This window comes from Candidatus Pedobacter colombiensis (assembly GCA_029202485.1).
Taxonomy (GTDB): Bacteria; Bacteroidota; Bacteroidia; order Sphingobacteriales; family Sphingobacteriaceae; genus Pedobacter; species Pedobacter colombiensis.
The window spans coordinates 3,534,292-3,552,716 of record CP119313.1; the positions used below are offsets into that span (position 1 = coordinate 3,534,292).

General features: G+C 37.0%; 17 protein-coding genes. 8 read left to right on the forward strand and 9 right to left on the reverse strand.

Annotated features, from left to right (window positions below):
• Positions 1–115 precede the first annotated feature (115 nt).
• The gene (locus tag P0Y49_14845; protein ID WEK18071.1) at positions 116–676 is read left to right on the forward strand and encodes an RNA polymerase sigma-70 factor; all 561 of its coding nucleotides are present in this window, start codon (positions 116–118) and stop codon (positions 674–676) included.
• Between the two features lie 248 nt (positions 677–924).
• Here the strand turns inward: P0Y49_14845 and P0Y49_14850 are convergent, their stop codons facing one another.
• Both P0Y49_14850 and P0Y49_14855 read right to left on the reverse strand, forming a co-directional pair.
• Positions 925–2,049 (reverse strand): hypothetical protein, encoded by a 1,125-nt coding sequence (locus P0Y49_14850; GenBank protein ID WEK18072.1) that lies wholly within the window; start codon positions 2,047–2,049, stop codon positions 925–927.
• A gap of 7 nt (positions 2,050–2,056) precedes the next feature.
• The gene (locus P0Y49_14855; protein WEK18073.1) at positions 2,057–4,633 is read right to left on the reverse strand and encodes a TonB-dependent receptor; all 2,577 of its coding nucleotides are present in this window, start codon (positions 4,631–4,633) and stop codon (positions 2,057–2,059) included.
• A 327-nt stretch (positions 4,634–4,960) separates the two neighbouring features.
• Here P0Y49_14855 and lpdA point away from each other — a divergent pair, with 327 nt between their 5' ends.
• The 5 genes from lpdA (at position 4,961) to P0Y49_14880 (ending at position 10,544) form a co-directional block, all read left to right on the forward strand.
• On the forward strand, positions 4,961–6,349 hold the full coding sequence (lpdA, locus tag P0Y49_14860; protein WEK18074.1) for a dihydrolipoyl dehydrogenase: 1,389 nt from the start codon (positions 4,961–4,963) through the stop codon (positions 6,347–6,349).
• 191 nt (positions 6,350–6,540) lie between these two features.
• The gene (locus tag P0Y49_14865; protein WEK18075.1) at positions 6,541–7,380 is read left to right on the forward strand and encodes an MBL fold metallo-hydrolase; all 840 of its coding nucleotides are present in this window, start codon (positions 6,541–6,543) and stop codon (positions 7,378–7,380) included.
• Between the two features lie 81 nt (positions 7,381–7,461).
• Positions 7,462–7,791, forward strand: a complete 330-nt coding sequence (locus P0Y49_14870) for a YegP family protein (protein ID WEK18076.1) — start codon at positions 7,462–7,464, stop codon at positions 7,789–7,791.
• A gap of 308 nt (positions 7,792–8,099) precedes the next feature.
• Positions 8,100–8,960, forward strand: a complete 861-nt coding sequence (locus tag P0Y49_14875) for an RNA polymerase sigma factor RpoD/SigA (GenBank protein ID WEK18077.1) — start codon at positions 8,100–8,102, stop codon at positions 8,958–8,960.
• A gap of 135 nt (positions 8,961–9,095) precedes the next feature.
• A complete protein-coding gene (locus P0Y49_14880; GenBank protein ID WEK18078.1) occupies positions 9,096–10,544 on the forward strand; it encodes a glyceraldehyde-3-phosphate dehydrogenase in 1,449 nt (482 codons plus the stop codon).
• A gap of 69 nt (positions 10,545–10,613) precedes the next feature.
• Here the strand turns inward: P0Y49_14880 and P0Y49_14885 are convergent, their stop codons facing one another.
• Positions 10,614–11,234 carry a porin family protein gene (locus tag P0Y49_14885; protein ID WEK18079.1) on the reverse strand — a complete coding sequence of 207 codons (621 nt, stop codon included), beginning with the start codon at positions 11,232–11,234 and terminating at the stop codon, positions 10,614–10,616.
• Positions 11,235–11,251: 17 nt separating this feature from the next.
• On the reverse strand, positions 11,252–12,235 hold the full coding sequence (locus P0Y49_14890; protein ID WEK18080.1) for an aldo/keto reductase: 984 nt from the start codon (positions 12,233–12,235) through the stop codon (positions 11,252–11,254).
• A gap of 125 nt (positions 12,236–12,360) precedes the next feature.
• On the opposite strand from P0Y49_14890, the gene P0Y49_14895 reads away from it, so the two are divergent.
• Positions 12,361–13,329 (forward strand): M28 family peptidase, encoded by a 969-nt coding sequence (locus P0Y49_14895; protein WEK18081.1) that lies wholly within the window; start codon positions 12,361–12,363, stop codon positions 13,327–13,329.
• 3 nt (positions 13,330–13,332) lie between these two features.
• On the opposite strand, the gene P0Y49_14900 is transcribed toward P0Y49_14895, so the two are convergent.
• The 5 genes from P0Y49_14900 to P0Y49_14920 all read right to left on the reverse strand — a co-directional run bounded on the left by P0Y49_14900 (position 13,333) and on the right by P0Y49_14920 (position 17,014).
• Positions 13,333–13,599, reverse strand: coding sequence for a hypothetical protein (locus P0Y49_14900; GenBank protein ID WEK18082.1), 267 nt, complete (start codon positions 13,597–13,599; stop codon positions 13,333–13,335).
• A gap of 156 nt (positions 13,600–13,755) precedes the next feature.
• Positions 13,756–15,393 carry a S41 family peptidase gene (locus tag P0Y49_14905; protein ID WEK18083.1) on the reverse strand — a complete coding sequence of 546 codons (1,638 nt, stop codon included), beginning with the start codon at positions 15,391–15,393 and terminating at the stop codon, positions 13,756–13,758.
• A 42-nt stretch (positions 15,394–15,435) separates the two neighbouring features.
• Entirely contained in the window at positions 15,436–16,044 is a 609-nt protein-coding gene (locus tag P0Y49_14910; protein WEK18084.1) for an HAD hydrolase-like protein, read from the reverse strand.
• A complete protein-coding gene (locus P0Y49_14915; protein WEK18085.1) occupies positions 16,044–16,367 on the reverse strand; it encodes a hypothetical protein in 324 nt (107 codons plus the stop codon). Before P0Y49_14915 ends, P0Y49_14910 begins: the two co-directional genes overlap by 1 nt.
• Positions 16,364–17,014, reverse strand: a complete 651-nt coding sequence (locus P0Y49_14920) for an ABC transporter ATP-binding protein (protein WEK18086.1) — start codon at positions 17,012–17,014, stop codon at positions 16,364–16,366. The genes P0Y49_14915 and P0Y49_14920 overlap by 4 nt, the downstream gene beginning before the upstream one ends.
• Positions 17,015–17,141: 127 nt before the next feature.
• Between P0Y49_14920 and sucC the strand changes: the two genes are divergently transcribed.
• Positions 17,142–18,332, forward strand: a complete 1,191-nt coding sequence (gene sucC / locus P0Y49_14925; GenBank protein ID WEK18087.1) for an ADP-forming succinate--CoA ligase subunit beta — start codon at positions 17,142–17,144, stop codon at positions 18,330–18,332.
• The last annotated feature ends 93 nt before the right edge of the window (positions 18,333–18,425 follow it).

Genomic DNA, 18,425 nt, shown 5'->3' on the forward strand with positions numbered 1-18,425 from the left:
TTGAATTAACAAAAACACATACTTAATTATTTTCCTGGAAAACATAACCACATAAAACCATGAGCCAAATTAAAAATTTCAACTTTAACTTATCCATTAGAAAGGAGCTTGAAGTATGCTAGATTTCAACTACAAAATTCTATCTGATGCAAAATTAATTAAGCTATTGCAGGCATCAGATCATAACGCTTATACAGAAATATACAACAGGTATTTTCAGGTACTATTTGTCCAGGCTAGAAAAAAGCTAAAAGATGAAGATCTTGCAAAAGATATATTACAAGAAATTTTCGCCAAGATCTGGATAAAGAGGGAGACACACCTAATCCCAACAAACCTTACCGGATACTTATATACCTTAATGAAGAACCGCATATTAGATCTTTACCTCCATCAGCAGGTAGAAGCCAAATACATCCAATCATTAAAGGGACTTATGGCCACCGGCAGAGGAACCGGAACAGATGCGAGAGTTAGAGAAAAGGAATGTAGTGCACATATCAATAAGGAAATTGCAGCTCTACCGCCTAAAATGAGACAGATATTTGAGTTGAGCAGAAAAAAACAACTTACTTATAAGGAGATCGCAGCAAAACTAAACACCAATGAAAACAATGTTTCCAAACAAATTAACAACGGGCTTAAAGTATTAAGAAGAAAGCTCATAAGGTCATAAATGTATTATTAAGAGTAAACTATCAATATAAGACAATCTGGTATGATTAGCGCAATCATTGGACAAGTATTGAATAAGGGTTGGTTAAGCAAGGGGGTATTCCAAGGCTTAACCAACCCTTATCCAATGCTTACTCAACGCTTAACCAAATACATACTGTCCTACACCTTGTCCTATACTGTCCTATACTGAAAAACCCTGCTTCAAATGAGTGAAGCAGGGTTTACAAAACTGTAAAGATTTTATGATTAAGGATTTGCTAAAACAAATCCAGTATCTGTTTTAAAGAATTTCACAGGCACGTAAGTGTATTTTCCATTGTAGGAATAATAAGTGATGACATAAGGAATCTCCGGATTAGCAACTGCATTAGGAAACCTCAGGTTTAAAGTATAAATCAACATAGCCTGAATTTCTGCGGTTGTCCATTGCGTACCGTTTGTAGCACTAACATTAATACTTCTGTATTGAGCAGCATTTCCTCTGTTTGCTGCAGTACCAAAAGTATAAGTTACACCAGGCAGATTAAGGTTCGTATAATCAGTTGTAATCATAGTGTAATAAATGGTTGGATCCGGAATCCATTGTCCATTTTGTTTAAGGAAACCAAGTGTAGTGTTAGGCAACCAATTCACCCCGTCGTATGTTAAAACATACACCCTTTGATAAGAAACGGTGGTAGATTGAAAAACCCTGTAGCTAATATTAATTTTATCACCAACTTTAGCTGTTAACATTACTGTTGGATCAGCTTTTAAGAAAATATTAAAATAACCAGCCAAATTAGCCGCATCACCTGAAAGAAACATATTGTTTGTCCCTCTTCCAACAGAAGTATACTGCGCATTTGAAACCAAATAAATTTTTTGCCAACCAATTGACTGCAACAAATATGCTTCAGTAACCAGTGTCCCAGTGGTTACATTAGAAAGAAAGAATGTATAGGTCAAAATAACCAATTTATTAAGTGGCGTACTTGCCTGAGGGTACTTAGACTCTAAAAACTCTAAAACCTTTGCGGAGGTGAAATTTTTGTTTGCATTACCATTTGTAGCTAGGTAATCAGCGTCTGTAACTGTATACGTAACATTAGCATAAACACTGTCTACTGGTTTTACTGTATTAGTTTTGTAGCTATAAGTTACATTTGCCAAGGCGCCATTGGTCATCTGTGGGTATGTCTTGTTTAACATAACCGCAATACCTGTATTAGCAGCTGCAACGGTTTCATAAGTTGCAGTAGTCGTAATATTTAAGGTTTTAGTTGCACCTGCATTGGCGGTAATTTCATCAATTGTATCCTTCATCGGGTTACAAGCAGCAAATGCCATCGCAACAAATGCCAGAATAATATATATATAATTTTTCATCATCTTAATTTTAGAAATTAATTTTCAAACCAGTAGTCCAGGTTCTTCCAAATCCGTAAAATACAGTAGATCCTGCTGCAGTACTTGTACCAGCAGCATCATATGCATCAGCAACATATTTCGTATTCAATACGTTGTTTACGTTTGCATATACAGCAGAATTTAAACCTGCAATTTTAAACTTAATTACTGCATTCAAGTTAAGCAAGCCATAATCAGGTAATTTCCAAGGTTTCGCACCTTCTTTGGTATAGCTGTAGAAATTAAAATCTGCATAATAGTTTGAATAATAGTTAAAATCAGCACCAAGCCTTAATTCCGGTAATACATCCACATCTAATCCTAGAGCTGCCGTGGTTTGAGCCTGGTTACCAACTTTCAATCCTTTCAAATATATTTTACTAATACTTGGCGGAGTAGCAGTACTTCCGTTTTCTGCATTTACAGTCACAGGACCAATATTGTTTAAATACTTCCAGTCACCCACAGATAACATACCACGTAAGCTCACAGCAGAAATTGGCTTATATCTGAAATCAACTTCTACACCCTGGTGCAACTCATTTACACCGGTTAGGTTAAATGTATATATTGTTCCATCCTGTGCGGTTTGATTAACTGCTCTTGCACGGTCTCTATAAGTAGTCCGGTACAAGTTGATATTTGCAGTAAGCGTTTTACTTCTATATCCATAACCCAATTCGTAACTGAATAACTTTTCACTTTTAGCATCTGGATTGATATAGTTCTTATAGTCAAGGAACACGTTAGTAAAAATTGGTGCTTTTTCTAAATAACCAATATTAGCAAACACATTACTGTGGTCATCAATATTATAGTTAGAACCACCTTTTGCCTGATAACCTAAAAAGTTCTTATATGGCGATACTCTATTAGGATCATCTGGTGTATAGTTAAAAAAGTCAATCCTCTTGAAAGATGTATTAGATGCAGCCAGGGAAACAAAAGCCGTTACATTATCCTTTGAATATTCAACTTGTCCTGATACACCTTCCCAAAGGATCTTGCTATTATAGTTATATTCAAACTTATCACCAGTTCTTAAAATTGGATTCGGATTGTTAATATCTCCACGGTAAGTAGTATTAGCGTTAATACCTCTCCAAGCATAGGTTACATAGTCGGCACCTAGTGGGTCTGCAATTTCCACATAGTGAAGACCTTCATAATACCTTAAATCAAGACCACCGGTAAAATTGAAATAATTGCTGAATTTTTTATTATAAGTACTTATCGCACCAACCCAGTTGTGATTGTTTACGGAATTATATAAATAAGCTAATGCAGCTCCATCTGGAGTAGCTTTATTTGCAGCAACCACTGCGTCTAAATCATACGGTGCATAAGCATATCCACCAACTCTAGGTATAGTATATGGGGAAGTCGTAAGACTTGAACCACCACCACCAGCACCATGCGAGGCATACAATACAGTAGATAAACTAGACGTTTCATCAATAGTCCAATAATCATTTAAAGAGACAATCGGTTTGTTAAAGTAGTTATTTCTTACATTAACAACTTGTCCATATTTTACACCCCAGTCTGCATTGAACTTAATACCTTGTGGTGCATTTTCATAATCCAGGATAGACTGTTTAGTTGACCTTTGTCCGTGCCACTGTGGTGCCCCCATTCCTGTAAGGGATAGCATATGGTGGTCATTAAATCTTTTAGAAATATTGAAGAAGTAATTGTAGCCGGTAAACTGAAGTCCTTCTGCATACATATTACCTGAGCTACGTGAACCTTGAGCCGAAAAAGACCAGCCTTTATCATTCATCCCTGTAGAAATGTAAAGGGCAGTTTTTAAGAAACCATCATTTCCTATAGTTTGAGAAATAGAGCCACCTTTTTCACTGTCTGTACTTTTGGTAATGATGTTAACAGTACCACCAAGAGAAGGAACAACTAGTTTTGTAGCCCCTAACCCTCTCTGAACCTGCATAGAAGAAGTCACATCTCTTAAACCAGCCCAGTTAGACCAGTAAACAGATCCATTCTCCATATCATTGATAGGAATACCATTCACCATAATAGCCATGTTATTGGTGCTAAAACCACGAATGCTAACTCTTGAATCTCCAAAACCACCACCTTGCTTTGTCGCTTGAATACCTGGCGTGGAATTTAACAATTCAGGAAACTCCTGGTTACTACCCTTTTCTGAAATTTCAATAGCATTTACCGTAGATACAGCTACAGGTGTTTTTCTATCAATTGCAATGTTAGAGCCAATGATTGCAACTTCAGACATTAAATTAGAGTTTGGAGAGATTTTTATATCTCCAAGATTTGCCTTGCTGCCCTTAATGATTACTTCTTTTGAGTTATATCCCATAAAGGAAACAACCAAAACATTTGAACCTTCTTGTTTTGTAAGACTAAAAGTTCCATCTAAAGAAGTTGACGTAAAATTTTTAGTTCCTTTAAAACCAATTGAAGCCCCTGGCAGTGTTTCATTTGTCAATGAATCAATCACCCTTCCTTTAATTGTTTGCTGCGCGTAAACGCTGATCGCAAGAAATTGTAGTAGAAACGTGAAAGCTAGTAAAGATTTCTTCATACTTTTTTGTTTTTTTTAATTTTCTCCGGTGATATATCAGAATATCGGCTGCAAAGTTAAATATTTATTATGCAGGCATTTCAACTTTCAATGTTAAATAATTATTAAGAATGCGAGTACTTTTCAACAATTAACATATAAGTTAAATATATAACTAACGGTTTACCAGTTATTTATATCGATTCAATATAAGAATACGATTTAGATTTAAGCGCTAAACATAAACTTCATCAACAAATCACGTAATCGAAATATAGTAACGCACATTTAATGAACATTTTTTTTTAATTTTGGCGCTTTACTAAGTTAAATTCCTTTATCAAAGATATGAACTACGATCTAATAGTAATAGGCAGCGGTCCAGGTGGATATGTGGCTGCAATAAGAGCTTCTCAGTTGGGTTTAAAAACTGCGGTAGTTGAACGCGAATCTTTAGGTGGGATATGCCTTAACTGGGGCTGTATACCTACCAAAGCATTGTTAAAAAGCGCTCAGGTATTTGAATATATCAACCATGCTGCTGAATATGGCATTAAGACTGCTGAAGCTGAAGCAGATTTTGCTGCCGTTATAAAGCGCAGTCGTGGTGTTGCTGATGGCATGAGTAAAGGTGTTCAATTCTTAATGAAAAAGAACAAGATTGATGTGATCATGGGTACCGGAAAAGCTAAACCAGGTAATAAAGTAGAGGTTAAATCTGCCGACGGTTCTCAGAAAGAATATACTGCAACCAGTATTATACTAGCAACTGGTGGTAGATCAAGAGAATTACCTAACCTTAAACAGGATGGCAAAAAGGTGATCGGCTACAGACAAGCAATGGTATTGCCTGAACAACCAAAATCAATGGTTGTTGTAGGTTCTGGTGCAATTGGTGTTGAGTTTGCTTATTTCTATGCTACATTAGGTACTAAAGTTACTGTAGTAGAATTTATGGACAATGTAGTTCCGGTTGAAGATGAAGATGTATCGAAGCAATTGTTACGCAGCTTCAAAAAGGCTGGTATTGAGGTCATGACTTCTTCAAGTGTTGAATCTGTTGACACAAGTGGTACAGGCTGTAAAGTTCAGGTTAAAACCGCTTCTGGTATGCAAACTTTAGAGTGCGACATCGTGCTTTCTGCTGCCGGTGTTGTTGCAAACATTGAGAACATTGGTTTAGAAGAAACAGGTATTAAAACTGAAAAAGGTAAAGTTGTAGTTGACGAATTTTACAATACTTCGGTAAAAGGTTATTATGCAATTGGTGACATCGTTGGTGGACAAGCGCTTGCGCACGTTGCATCTGCTGAAGGTATTATCTGCGTTGAGAAAATTGCAGGTCATAAACCTGAGCCTTTAGATTATAACAACATCCCTGGATGTACCTATTGCAGTCCGGAAATTGCTTCTGTAGGCTATACAGAGAAAGCCGCCAAAGCTGCAGGTTACGAGTTAAAGATTGGAAAATTTCCTTTCTCAGCTTCAGGTAAGGCCAGTGCTGCCGGTGCAAAAGATGGTTTTGTAAAACTGATATTCGACGCTAAATATGGTGAGTTATTAGGCGCACATATGATTGGAGCCAATGTTACAGAAATGATTGCTGAGATTGTAGTTGCCCGCAAACTGGAAACTACCGGTCATGAAATGATTAAATCAGTACACCCGCACCCTACAATGAGCGAAGCTATTATGGAAGCTGCTGCTGATGCTTATGGCGAAGTGATTCACTTGTAATTTAGCTTATATTGAATAAGGATAAAGGAGCCAAGATTAAGGACTAAATGTTCAAATCTTTGCTCCTTTTCTTTTTATCTTTGTTCATTAATCCTTGCTCCTTGTTCCTTAATCCTTGCTCCTTTATCATTACTCCTTGTTCTTGATTCCTTGCTCCTTAACCCTTGCTCCTTAATCTTTAATCCAAAAACATGAATTTACATACAATAAACACGGGTCTGTTTAAATTGGATGGTGGCGCTATGTTTGGCGTAGTACCTAAAACGATATGGCAACGTAGCAATCCCGCTGACGCCAATAATCTATGCACCTGGGCGATGCGTTGCTTGCTGATTGAGGATGGTGACAGGTTGATATTAGTCGATAATGGAATTGGGGATAAGCAAGATGAGAAGTTTTTTGGACATTATTATTTGCATGGTGACGACACCCTGGATAAATCATTAGCTGCAAAAGGATTTAGTAAAGATGACATTACGGATGTGTTTTTAACACACCTGCATTTTGACCATTGTGGAGGTTCAATTGTAAGAATAGGTGATAGACTTCGCCCGGCATTTAAAAATGCTTTTTACTGGAGCAATGCCCAGCATTGGGATTGGGCAGTAAATCCTAATGAAAGAGAGAAAGCTTCATTTTTAAGAGAGAACATTTTACCGATACAGGAAAGTGGACAGCTTAGATTTATTCCGGATAAAGATGGGGTAGAATTTCATAAGGGCATAAATATTCGATTCGCTTATGGACATACCGATGCCATGATGCTGCCGCAGATACAGTATAAAGACAAGACTATAGTTTATATGGCTGATCTTTTGCCTTCGGTTGGGCATATTCCCCTACCTTATGTAATGGCTTATGACATGTTTCCTTTGCAAACGCTGAAGGAAAAAAAGGCTTTCTTACAGGAGGCTATTGACAAAAAATACATTTTATATCTGGAACATGACCCGATTAATGAGTGCTGCACCTTACAGGAAACTGAAAAAGGCATCAGGCTTGACCGCACTTTTGATTTAAATAGCATTTAGCAAAATCTTTTTTCTTTAATATTTGTTTTTCATAAATCGGTTAGTAAAGTCAACCTAAGTAAAAACTAATAAAGAAAAATTATGGGCAAATTTGAAATCACGACAAGAAAAAACGGAGAGTTTCAGTTTAATCTAAAAGCAGCTAATGGTCAGGTTATTTTAACAAGCGAAGGCTATACAAGTAAAGGTGCTTGCCAGAATGGCATAGAATCGGTTAAAAGAAACTCAAAGGATGATAGTAAATTCGAAAGAAAAATTTCAACTAACGACAAACCCTATTTCAATTTAAAAGCCAGCAATGGTCAAGTTATTGGAAGCAGCGAAATGTACGAAAGTGAAGCAAACCGTGAGAACGGTATTGAATCTGTCAAAAAGAATGCGCCTGAAGCCGAAGTTTTAGATTTAAGCTAATAGCCCATTCCATACAGCTTAAGAGACTGTGCCAGGTTCGTACAGTCTCTTTTAGTAAATATTCTCAGTATAACTTGTTGGTATATAATTATCAATCAATGCACAGCATTGCAAACTACAATTTTACGGTATGTAAGTTAACAAGAATAAAACACTGACAATTGGATTTTGGAATAATTTTTGCTGTATAATTATTATTCAATTTACTGGTGTAAAGTGTAACATTTTCAGGAATTTATGTTTTAAAAACGCCTTAAAATGCTTACTTTTGCACATTCAAAACAAATAACGGGTACCAAAACATATAAATGAGACAACTCAAAATCACGCAATCAATTACCAATCGCGAAAGTCAATCATTAGACAAATACCTTCACGAGATTGGTAAAGTGGATTTAATCACAGCAGAAGAAGAAGTAATATTAGCAAGGAAGATACGGGAGGGAGATCAGGCTGCATTAGAACGCTTAACAAAAACCAACTTACGTTTTGTGGTTTCAGTTGCGAAACAATATCAAAATCAGGGTTTGACATTAGGAGATTTAATTAACGAAGGTAACCTGGGCTTAATTAAAGCAGCTAAGCGTTTTGATGAAACTAAAGGTTTCAAATTTATATCATATGCTGTTTGGTGGATTCGTCAATCAATTTTACAGGCTATTGCTGAGCAAAGCCGTATTGTACGTTTACCATTGAACCAGGTTGGCTCTTTAAGCAAAATCAGTAAAGCATTCTCAAAATTAGAGCAAGAGTATGAGCGTGAACCTTCTCCTGAAGAATTGGCAGATATTTTAGAGACTACCGTTGATAAAATCTCTGACACCTTAAGTAACTCAGGTCGTCATGTATCTATGGATGCTCCTTTTGTGCAAGGTGAAGAAAATACTTTGCTGGATGTATTAGAAAACCATGAGCCAAATACTGACAGTAGTTTAATTAACGAGTCGCTTTCGGAAGAGATTAAACGTTCTTTGTCTACTTTGACTGAGCGTGAACGTGAGATCATTGTTTTATTCTTTGGTTTAAGCACAAATCACCCATTATCATTAGAAGAAATTGGTGAGAAGTTTAACCTGACCCGCGAACGTGTTCGTCAGATTAAAGATAAAGCTTTGCAACGACTACGTCATACTTCAAGAAGTAAAATATTAAAATCATACTTAGGATAATATATAAACGGTAAGGTGATACAACTAAAAAGCCTTATATGCTTCCTAAAAAACATTCAAATTATAACATAAAAAAGGTTGGGTACTCACTCAATCTTTTTTACTTTTGTGGCATTCTAACCAAAATTTCCTGACATGTTAAAGAAGTACCAATCCGAGTTCCAAAACTGGATTGAAAAAGAAAAGAAAGCAATTGAATTGATCAATATTGTGGGCCAGCTATGGTTCGACAGATCTGTTGAACTGGTATTATTCCGGAAACCTTTATTTGATGTAGGTAGCAGCGAGATCCTTGCGCATCACCAGTATGCAAAAGAAGTAAGTGGAAAAGACATCAGCATTTACGAAACTTTAGAGTTGGCCACTGCTATTGCTAAATGCAACCTGGCTCCTTCAAGGGTGGATATTGGCCGACTGGCTTCAGAATGGCTGGAAGACAATAACAACTACCCTTCTATTTATGATTTTGTGGTCGACAAATTAAGCAAACACATCGGCAAAGACAAAATCAGCTTAAAAGCCAAAGATGTAGTTTTATTTGGTTTCGGACGTATTGGCAGAATTGCTGCACGCGAGCTCATCTTGCAAGCCGGTAAAGGAGAACAGCTACGCTTAAGGGCAATTGTAACCCGTAGTTATAGCGACGAAGAATTGATTAAAAGAGGTGAATTGTTGCGGACGGATTCTATCCATGGCCCTTTTAATGGCACTATCGTTGAAGATTTTGAAAACAAAGCTTTAATCGTCAATGGACAGACCATTTATTTTATCCAGGCCGATTCACCAGAATCAGTAGATTATACAGCTTACGATATTAAGGATGCACTTTTAATAGATAACACAGGTATTTACCGCGACCGTGAAGGCTTAAGCAGACACTTAAAATCTAAGGGGATCAGCAAAGTTTTGCTTACAGCCCCTGCTAAAGGTGACATTCCTAATGTGGTTACAGGTATCAATGACGTTGAAATTGATTTCAAAAAAGAAAATATTTTATCAAATGCTTCTTGTACCACAAATGCCATTGTACCTGTACTAAAAATAGTGGATGATGCATTTGGCATTGAAAAAGGGCATATCGAAACGGTACATTCTTATACAAATGACCAGAATTTACTGGACAATTACCATAAAAAATATCGTAGAGGTCGCTCGGCAGCGCTAAACCTGGTAATTACTGAAACGGGTGCAGATAAAGCTGTAGCTAAGGTAATTCCGCACTTAGGTGGTAAATTAACAGGAAATGCAGTGCGCGTTCCTACACCTAACGTATCGCTTGCCATACTGAACTTATCTTTAAACAGAGTAACCTCTAAAGAGGAAGTTGCAGATATTTTGAAACAAGCATCTTTATTTGGCAATTTATCTGAGCAGATTGAATATTCAATCTCTAATGAATTGGTAAGTACAGATTTAATTGGTAATAGTCACGCTTCTATTATTGATGGCCCTGCAACCATCATTGCCAAAGACAATAAATCTATTGTACTTTACGCCTGGTATGACAATGAATATGGTTACACCAGACAAGTGATCCGTTTGGCTAAGAAAATGGCTGGAGTAATTAGACTTACTTATTATTAAACATTCATTTTAATTAAGCATAAAATGCCATAGAATTAACCTCTATGGCATTTTTTATGCTCTAACAGCTTAAAAAGTATAGCCCAATGATAAGAGAAAGCCCTTATTTTTAAAGTTAAGAGCCCCTTCTGTAAGCGCCTTTTGAAAATCTATCGAATACCTTGCATTTACATTGATATTTGGGGTAATGCTGTAACCTAAACCTGCAGCCCCACCGGCAATAAATTTGCGGTAGTTTTTGAGACTGGTATCATCACTAACCTGCACTCCATTTGTACTTAATGTGGTTTTCTGTGACAGTAGAAATGAAACTTCCGGGCCAACAAACAATGTTAAATCGGGTACAGGTTTGTAGCCAATCAATACAGGAACCTCCAGATAGGAAAACTTCATATTAACTTTGCTGGATGCAGTTTCTTGAAATTTGGCATTCTTCTGGATATAGTAAATCTCTGGAAGGAAAGTAACGTTTCTAGCTATTGCCAAATCTCCATATACCCCCACCTGAAACCCTACTTCTGCATTGGTATTATAATCCTGCAATCCAAACGTTACCGAATGCATATTCATTAGGTTGACACCGGCCCTGATACCAAATCCTGTCTGGTCATTTGCAGGCACCTGTGCTTTCGCCTGGAAGGCTATACTGCTAAGCATTAATCCTAATCCCAGTATGAATAATCTGTTCATGGCTTTCAATTTTCATGTTAAAACTGTATTACTTTCGGCTTAGTTTGTACAATCTCTTCTATGCGGTCCATTACTTCATTGCTGAGCAATGGTAGCACCTCTAACGCGGTTAAATTTTCTTCTAACTGTTCTATTTTTGAAGCACCTAAAATAACAGAACTTACGTGTGGATTTTTAAGGCACCATGCCAAAGAAAGTTTAGCCAGGGACACATCGAGCGCATCAGCCAGTGTTTGCAACTGCTCTGCTTTCTTTAACTTTTCTTCATTCAACACTGCATCCTTTAACCATTCCATACCTTTCAGCTCCAAACGGGTATCCTTCGTTTTTTTAGTTGTATACTTACCCGACAGCAAGCCTGAAGCCAATGGCGACCAAATGGTAGTACCCAATCCATATTCTTTAAACAGCAAAAGGTACTCGTTTTCGAGCTTATTACGCTCCATTAAATTGTATTGAGGTTGCTCCATAGTTGGGCCAATAAGGTTGTATTGCTTAGCTACCCTAATAGCTTCCATAATCTCTGAGGCATTCCACTCTGATGTCCCCCAATAAAGGATTTTACCTTGCTGCAAAAGCGTATTCATTGCCCATACCGTTTCTTCGATAGGTGTGTTTCTATCCGGACGATGACAGAAATAAAGATCCAGATAATCAACCTGTAACCTCGACAAAGCACCATTACACGCTTCGATAACATGTTTACGGGATAGTCCTACTCTATTAGCTCCCTTATTTTCAGTTCCAAAAAAAACTTTGCTGGAAAGCACAAAAGATTCACGCTCCCATTTGTGAGCTTTTAATATTCTTCCCATCACAATTTCCGATTTACCCGCGGCATATCCTTCTGCATTGTCGAAGAAGTTAACTCCGGCATCATAAGCTATCCCCATCAGCTCGTCTGCAGTTTTATCGCTAATCTGATGCCCGAAAGTAAGCCAGCTACCTAAAGACAATGCACTTACCTGCAAGCCTGATTTTCCTAAATGCCTGTATTCCATTTTAAATTGTTTTATGATTAATAACAGCTCCCAAATTAGTGGGATAACCTTAAAACAGCAGGACTAAATTTAAGTTTTTACAAAAAAAGGATTGTTAGTATATCAGTAACTATAATTACCTTTATATGATGTTGAAGACTTTTTATATGAATACTTGCCTGCTGATATCATTAGGATTGTTGTTGAGCTGTGGTACTGTAAAAAACACGGGTATTAACCCTGTAGACAAACAATTGTTAAAGGATGTAGAGATTCTATCTTCTGACAGCTACGAGGGGCGTAAAACCGGCACAAAAGGAGCTGAAATGGCAAGAGCTTATCTGGCCGAAAGATTTAAGACAATAGGCTTATCATCATTCCCTCAGTTACATGGTTATGAACAACCTTTTTCTTTTTCAACGAACAGCACCGCTGTCATTCATGGAAAAAACATGGTTGGCTATATTGAAGGTCAAAGTAAAAGCGATCAGGTGATTGTCATTTCGGCGCACTATGACCATTTAGGAATCATTAACAATCAGATTTACAATGGTGCCGACGACAATGCCTCCGGTGTTGCTGCACTGTTAAAATATGCGGCTTATTATAAAGCGCATAAACCCCATCATACATTAATTTTCGCTGCTTTTGATGCAGAAGAAATGGGTTTACAGGGAGCCAGGGCATTTGTTGCCAACCCGCCGGTAGAACTGGATAAAATCATACTCAACATCAATTTGGATATGATCAGTCGCAGTGATAAAGGAGAACTTTATGCCTGTGGTACCTTTAAATATCCTTCCTTAAAAAATTACTTCTATACTTCTAACCCTAAACCGAAAATATTATTCGGTCATGATGATCCTAAATTGGGACATGACGACTGGACCAATCAGAGCGACCATTCAGCTTTTAACGATAAGAATATTCCGTTTATTTATTTTGGTGTTGAAGATCATAAGGATTACCACAAGGCAAGTGATAAATATCAGAATATAAATAAAACGTTCTTTATCGATGCCAGCAACTCTATTCTAGAGATCATTAACAACATCGATAAAGAACGTGATATACAAAAACTGTTTCACCAGAATCTGCAAATAAGAAAACAATAAGACCTAAAAATCTATAGCTATTAAGCTAGTCAATGGAATATGTATTCCATTTTTTAATTGAAGATAATTTTCAGTAACTGACCAAACTGTTGTTGAAACTGTTTTTGGTCCTTCTTTGGTATTGAATGTAATGTCTGCTTTCGATTTAAACTCATTCCCCAATCTCTGGGCAGCATTTAATTTATCTCTTAATTCTTCGGTATGATTTTGATCAGCATGGATGATTTGACTGATGTCTATCGCTTCTTTCTCTATTAATTCCCCTAACATAATAATATTGGCTAAAATCTTAACTAAACGTGCTTTTTATCTATTAATACACAATAAAACAAAAAAAGAGCCATACTTCAAAGCTATTTACACAATTGTATCAATAAAATTTCTGATACAGAAACAGGGCTCCAGATTAACAGTGCTTTATTTTTGCTATTTATTTTTAAGCCTTGTTTCAATCATACCTACAAACTCTTTATTTTGATTAAATTCTCCAACCATAGATTTGATTCCAACACCTAATCCGTCCGCAGATACACTCATTACCCTGTCTCTGGAAACTACACCAACGGTGGGCGTTTTTGGCACGAGAACATCTATAGCTGCTGACAATAAACCTTCGGATGGATTACCAAAATCATAATCACCATAATCCTTATCATTAACCACATCAGGCACCATTCCACTATAGTATCCACCCTGGTCTAACGAGTTCTTGGTTTCGAACATAGAGAAGTAAACATCATATTTATTTTGAATAAGTACTGGAAAAAAGCCTACTGGTTTACCATAGGTCTGTGTACCTACCAACTTCACATTCATTTTTGGTTTCAGGCTATTGATAACCAACTCACTTGCTGAAGCTGTATTCCCGCTAACTATAAATACAATATTATTAATCGAGTTCAAGCTTCCTTTTTTACTAAATGAATGGGAGTTTTTAGCTAATGTGTAATCTACATCATCAAAATAATTTAACATCCTGCCATTTCTATATTGCACCTTATTATTTGCATCTAATAGAAGTTGGTTTTTCAAAATTGTAGCCTGACCATTCTGCATTGTTGAATTGTAATACTCTTTATACATCACTCCCGTTGCGGATGATGGAGCAATAAGATTAACCAGCTCTTCAGCGGTATTTACATATCCACCTCCATTATAGCGCAAATCAACCACTAAATCTGTGACCCCTTGTGAAGAAAAATCGGCAAAAGCAGACTCTAAAACAGAGAATGAATTGGACTCATTTGAAAAGCGTGCGTAAGCCAGATAACCGATCTTCTTTGCACCTACAGTTAATACGTTTGTCTTAAATATCGGGTTGCTTTTATAAGACTTCTTATTGAGTGTTGTTGCAAATGTAGCTCCATTTGTTTTAACTCCTTCAATAGTGATGCTATTTGGACTTCCATAAATAGTGGAATTGATCACAGTTCTATCTGAATCAAAATTAGCAGTAACACCAATCGTTGTATTATTTATTTTTGTGATGTACGCTCCCCTTGTCAGACCGAAATCATCTGCAGGAGAGCCTTTGTCGACCGCAAGAATATAGAGCCGATATGTGGTGCTGTTGATACCAACTGCACTTACAGCAAAAATACCAACATCATTTCCATTCCCTTCTAAATCTACAGATGCCTGTTCATTGGGCAAAACTGCAACAGGATTTTTATTGGTAATATCTTGTATATATGAATATTTTGGTACGCCAGGATTTGATGGCCTATATTCGTATGGTTTATTGGTAGCCGGATCTATTTTAAATCTCGTGATTGCAAATAATTCGCCATTGATGTCACTCCCGTAAGTTCTGGGCGTAAAATTATCATAAGAAGGCAATGCATCATTCCAATAATATACCTGTTGAGCATACAGAAACAATGAATCGTTAGTAAGCTGTGTTCTATCAGTTGTTGGTGTTTGCTTAGTATTTGGCCCTACGGTTACCGGCACAGGAGCCGTTGATTCAGGCTCTACTTTCGATTTTTTACATGCCCCAATGGACACAATTATGAGCAACGCTAAAAGGAAATTAGATTTCCCAGACCTGAAGATGAATTTCATTTCAAATATTTTAAGTAAATGTACAGATAATTATAAACGCAATTACACCTTAAATAGTTCATTCACAATCAAATATTCTATTTTACACTTCAAAGCGCTGTTTTTTGCAAATTTGGAATTGCCAATTAACAATACCGTATCTTTTTTTAACTCTTGTTTTTCTATAATCAATTTCAGCGCATCTTGTTCTGGCTCAAACTCTTCTGTAAAAAATACAGTAAGGTATTTTTCAAGCCCATTCCACTCTGTTTGTTTAATTTTATTGAGCTGCATACCCGGATTCCCACTTACCAATAGAAATATTTGCTTACGTTCTAAAACGATAGACTGTAAAAAGCTCAGCACTTCATTATATATCAATAATTTAAGCGGCAAGCGCACACTAAGCAACAGCATATCAAAATTAACCTTGTATTTCTCAGGTATATTGAATTTTTCCGCTGTTTTGGCAAAAACATGATCAGCCCCTTCATCAACATAGATTTCCTGCATATACTTAAGGAGTTCCGCTGCATTAAGCTGCTCCCCATACTCCATGAACTGTGCAAAAAGGTAATACACTTGAAGGAAGTAGTCTTTTTCAGGAAAGATTACGTTATCTAATTCGAAAATAAAGGAATCTTTTTCTTGTAAGTATTTTTCAAAAATCATTATAGTGCTGTCGGTTTGTTTGTATCAGTTGCTGTAAGGATATCTATATTAAACTCCTTAAATAACACACTTGACTTCAATAATTCTTCCATTTCAAAATCATTCAAAGCCAATACTGCATCAGCACCTTCATTTAAACAATGGTTCAATAAGTTATGCGCAATGATATCGTCATTCCGTTCTCCAAGGGAAAGAAATTTATAGGTTGCTGACGAAAAACTAGGCATATCACCATAATCAGCGAGTATGATACTGCCTGAAGTAAACTGTTTAGCTTGTTTTAAAGCCTGGGCCGACTTCCCGCCCGTAATTAATATCCTCATATAATTAAGCCATCTTTCATGGTTACAACCCGGTCACTTATTTCTGCCAGGTCTTCATTGTGGGTAACAATAACAAATGTTTGTTGGAAGTTATCACGAAGCGTGATAAAGAACTCGTGCAGCGCATTGGCATTTGCTGAATCTAAATTACCCGAAGGCTCATCAGCAAGGATAATAGCCGGATTATTGATCAGCGCCCTGGCTACTGCAATACGTTGTTGCTCACCACCCGACATTTGGTTTGGCTTATGACCTGCCCTATCTCTTAAGCCTAACAGCTCAAGCAAATCCATAGCACGTTGCTCTGCCTCTTTCTTCCCGGTTTTAGCAATAAAGGCTGGGATGCAAATATTTTCAAGTGCTGTGAACTCCGGTAACAAGTGATGAAACTGAAATACAAAGCCAATATTACGGTTGCGAAAAACACTGAGCAACTCACCGGAAAGGTGGCTCACTTTTGTTCCTTTCAATTCTACTTCTCCATGATCGGGCTTATCTAAAGTACCCAGAATATGCAGAAGCGTACTTTTACCTGCTCCTGAGGCACCAATAATACTTACAATTTCACCTTTTGACACTTCAAAATCCACACCTTTTAATATAGGCAGGTTTCCGTAAGCTTTTTTTATACCCGTGGCTTTTAGCATAGATTGCAAATCTACTAAAGATATGAGATATGAGACAGGTGATACAAGATAAATTATCGCATTATCATCAGAATAAGTTTTTAAAACCAATAGGAAGTTGTAGATTTGAACAAATTTTTTCAGCATAATGAATATCCACGAATATCAAGGTAAAGAAATACTTAAAAGTTTTGGAGTAGCCGTACAAGAAGGTATAGTAGCCGACACGGTAGAGCAGGCTGTAGAAGCTGCTAAAAAAATGAAAACCGATTACAATTCTGACTGGGTTGTAATTAAAGCTCAAATCCACGCTGGTGGACGCGGTAAAGGTGGTGGCGTAAAATTAGCCAAAAACCTTGATGAGGTTAAAGAAAGAGCTACCGCTATATTAGGTATGCAATTGGTAACCCCACAAACCGGTCCTGAAGGAAAGAAGGTTAACAAAATTTTAGTTGCACAGGATGTTTATTATCCAGGAGCTTCGGAAACCAAAGAATTTTATATTAGTGTGTTGTTAAACCGTTCTAACGGAAGAAACATCATCATGTACTCTACCGAAGGTGGAATGGACATTGAAGAGGTTGCTGAGCACACTCCACACTTGATCTACAAAGAAGAGATTGATCCTAAAGTTGGTTTACAAGCATTTCAGGCACGTAAAATTGCTTTCAATCTAGGCTTAAGTGGTGCTGCTTTTAAAGAAATGGTGAAATTTGTTACTGCACTTTACAAAGCTTACGACAGTACTGATTCTGCTATGTTTGAAATTAACCCTGTATTAAAAACATCTGATGATAAAATCATTGCTGTTGATGCTAAAGTAGATTTAGACGAGAATGCTTTGTTCCGTCATCCTGATTATGCAGCAATGCGCGATAAACTGGAAGAAGATCCTACTGACGTAGAGGCTAGTGAATCAAACCTTAACTATGTAAAACTTGACGGTAACGTTGGTTGTATGGTTAACGGTGCTGGTTTAGCTATGGCAACTATGGATATCATTAAAATTGCTGGTGGTGAACCTGCTAACTTCCTTGATGTAGGTGGAACTGCTAATGCACAAACTGTAAAAGCTGGTTTCAACATCATCCTTAAAGACCCTAACGTAAAAGCTATCTTAATTAATATTTTTGGTGGTATTGTACGTTGTGACCGTGTTGCACAAGGCGTTATTGATGCTTATAATGAAATCGGTAATGTTCCGGTTCCAATTATCTGCCGCTTACAAGGTACAAATGCTGAGGAAGCTAAAAAACTGATCGATGAGTCGGGATTGAAAGTATATTCTGCTATTGCATTACAAGATGCGTCTGACTTAGTAACTAAAGTATTGGCATAAGCCATAAACTAATTATATCAAAAAGCTGCTTCCACAAGAGGCAGCTTTTTTTTTGTCTCAAAAATAGTTGTGACACCACCTTTAATTTCATAG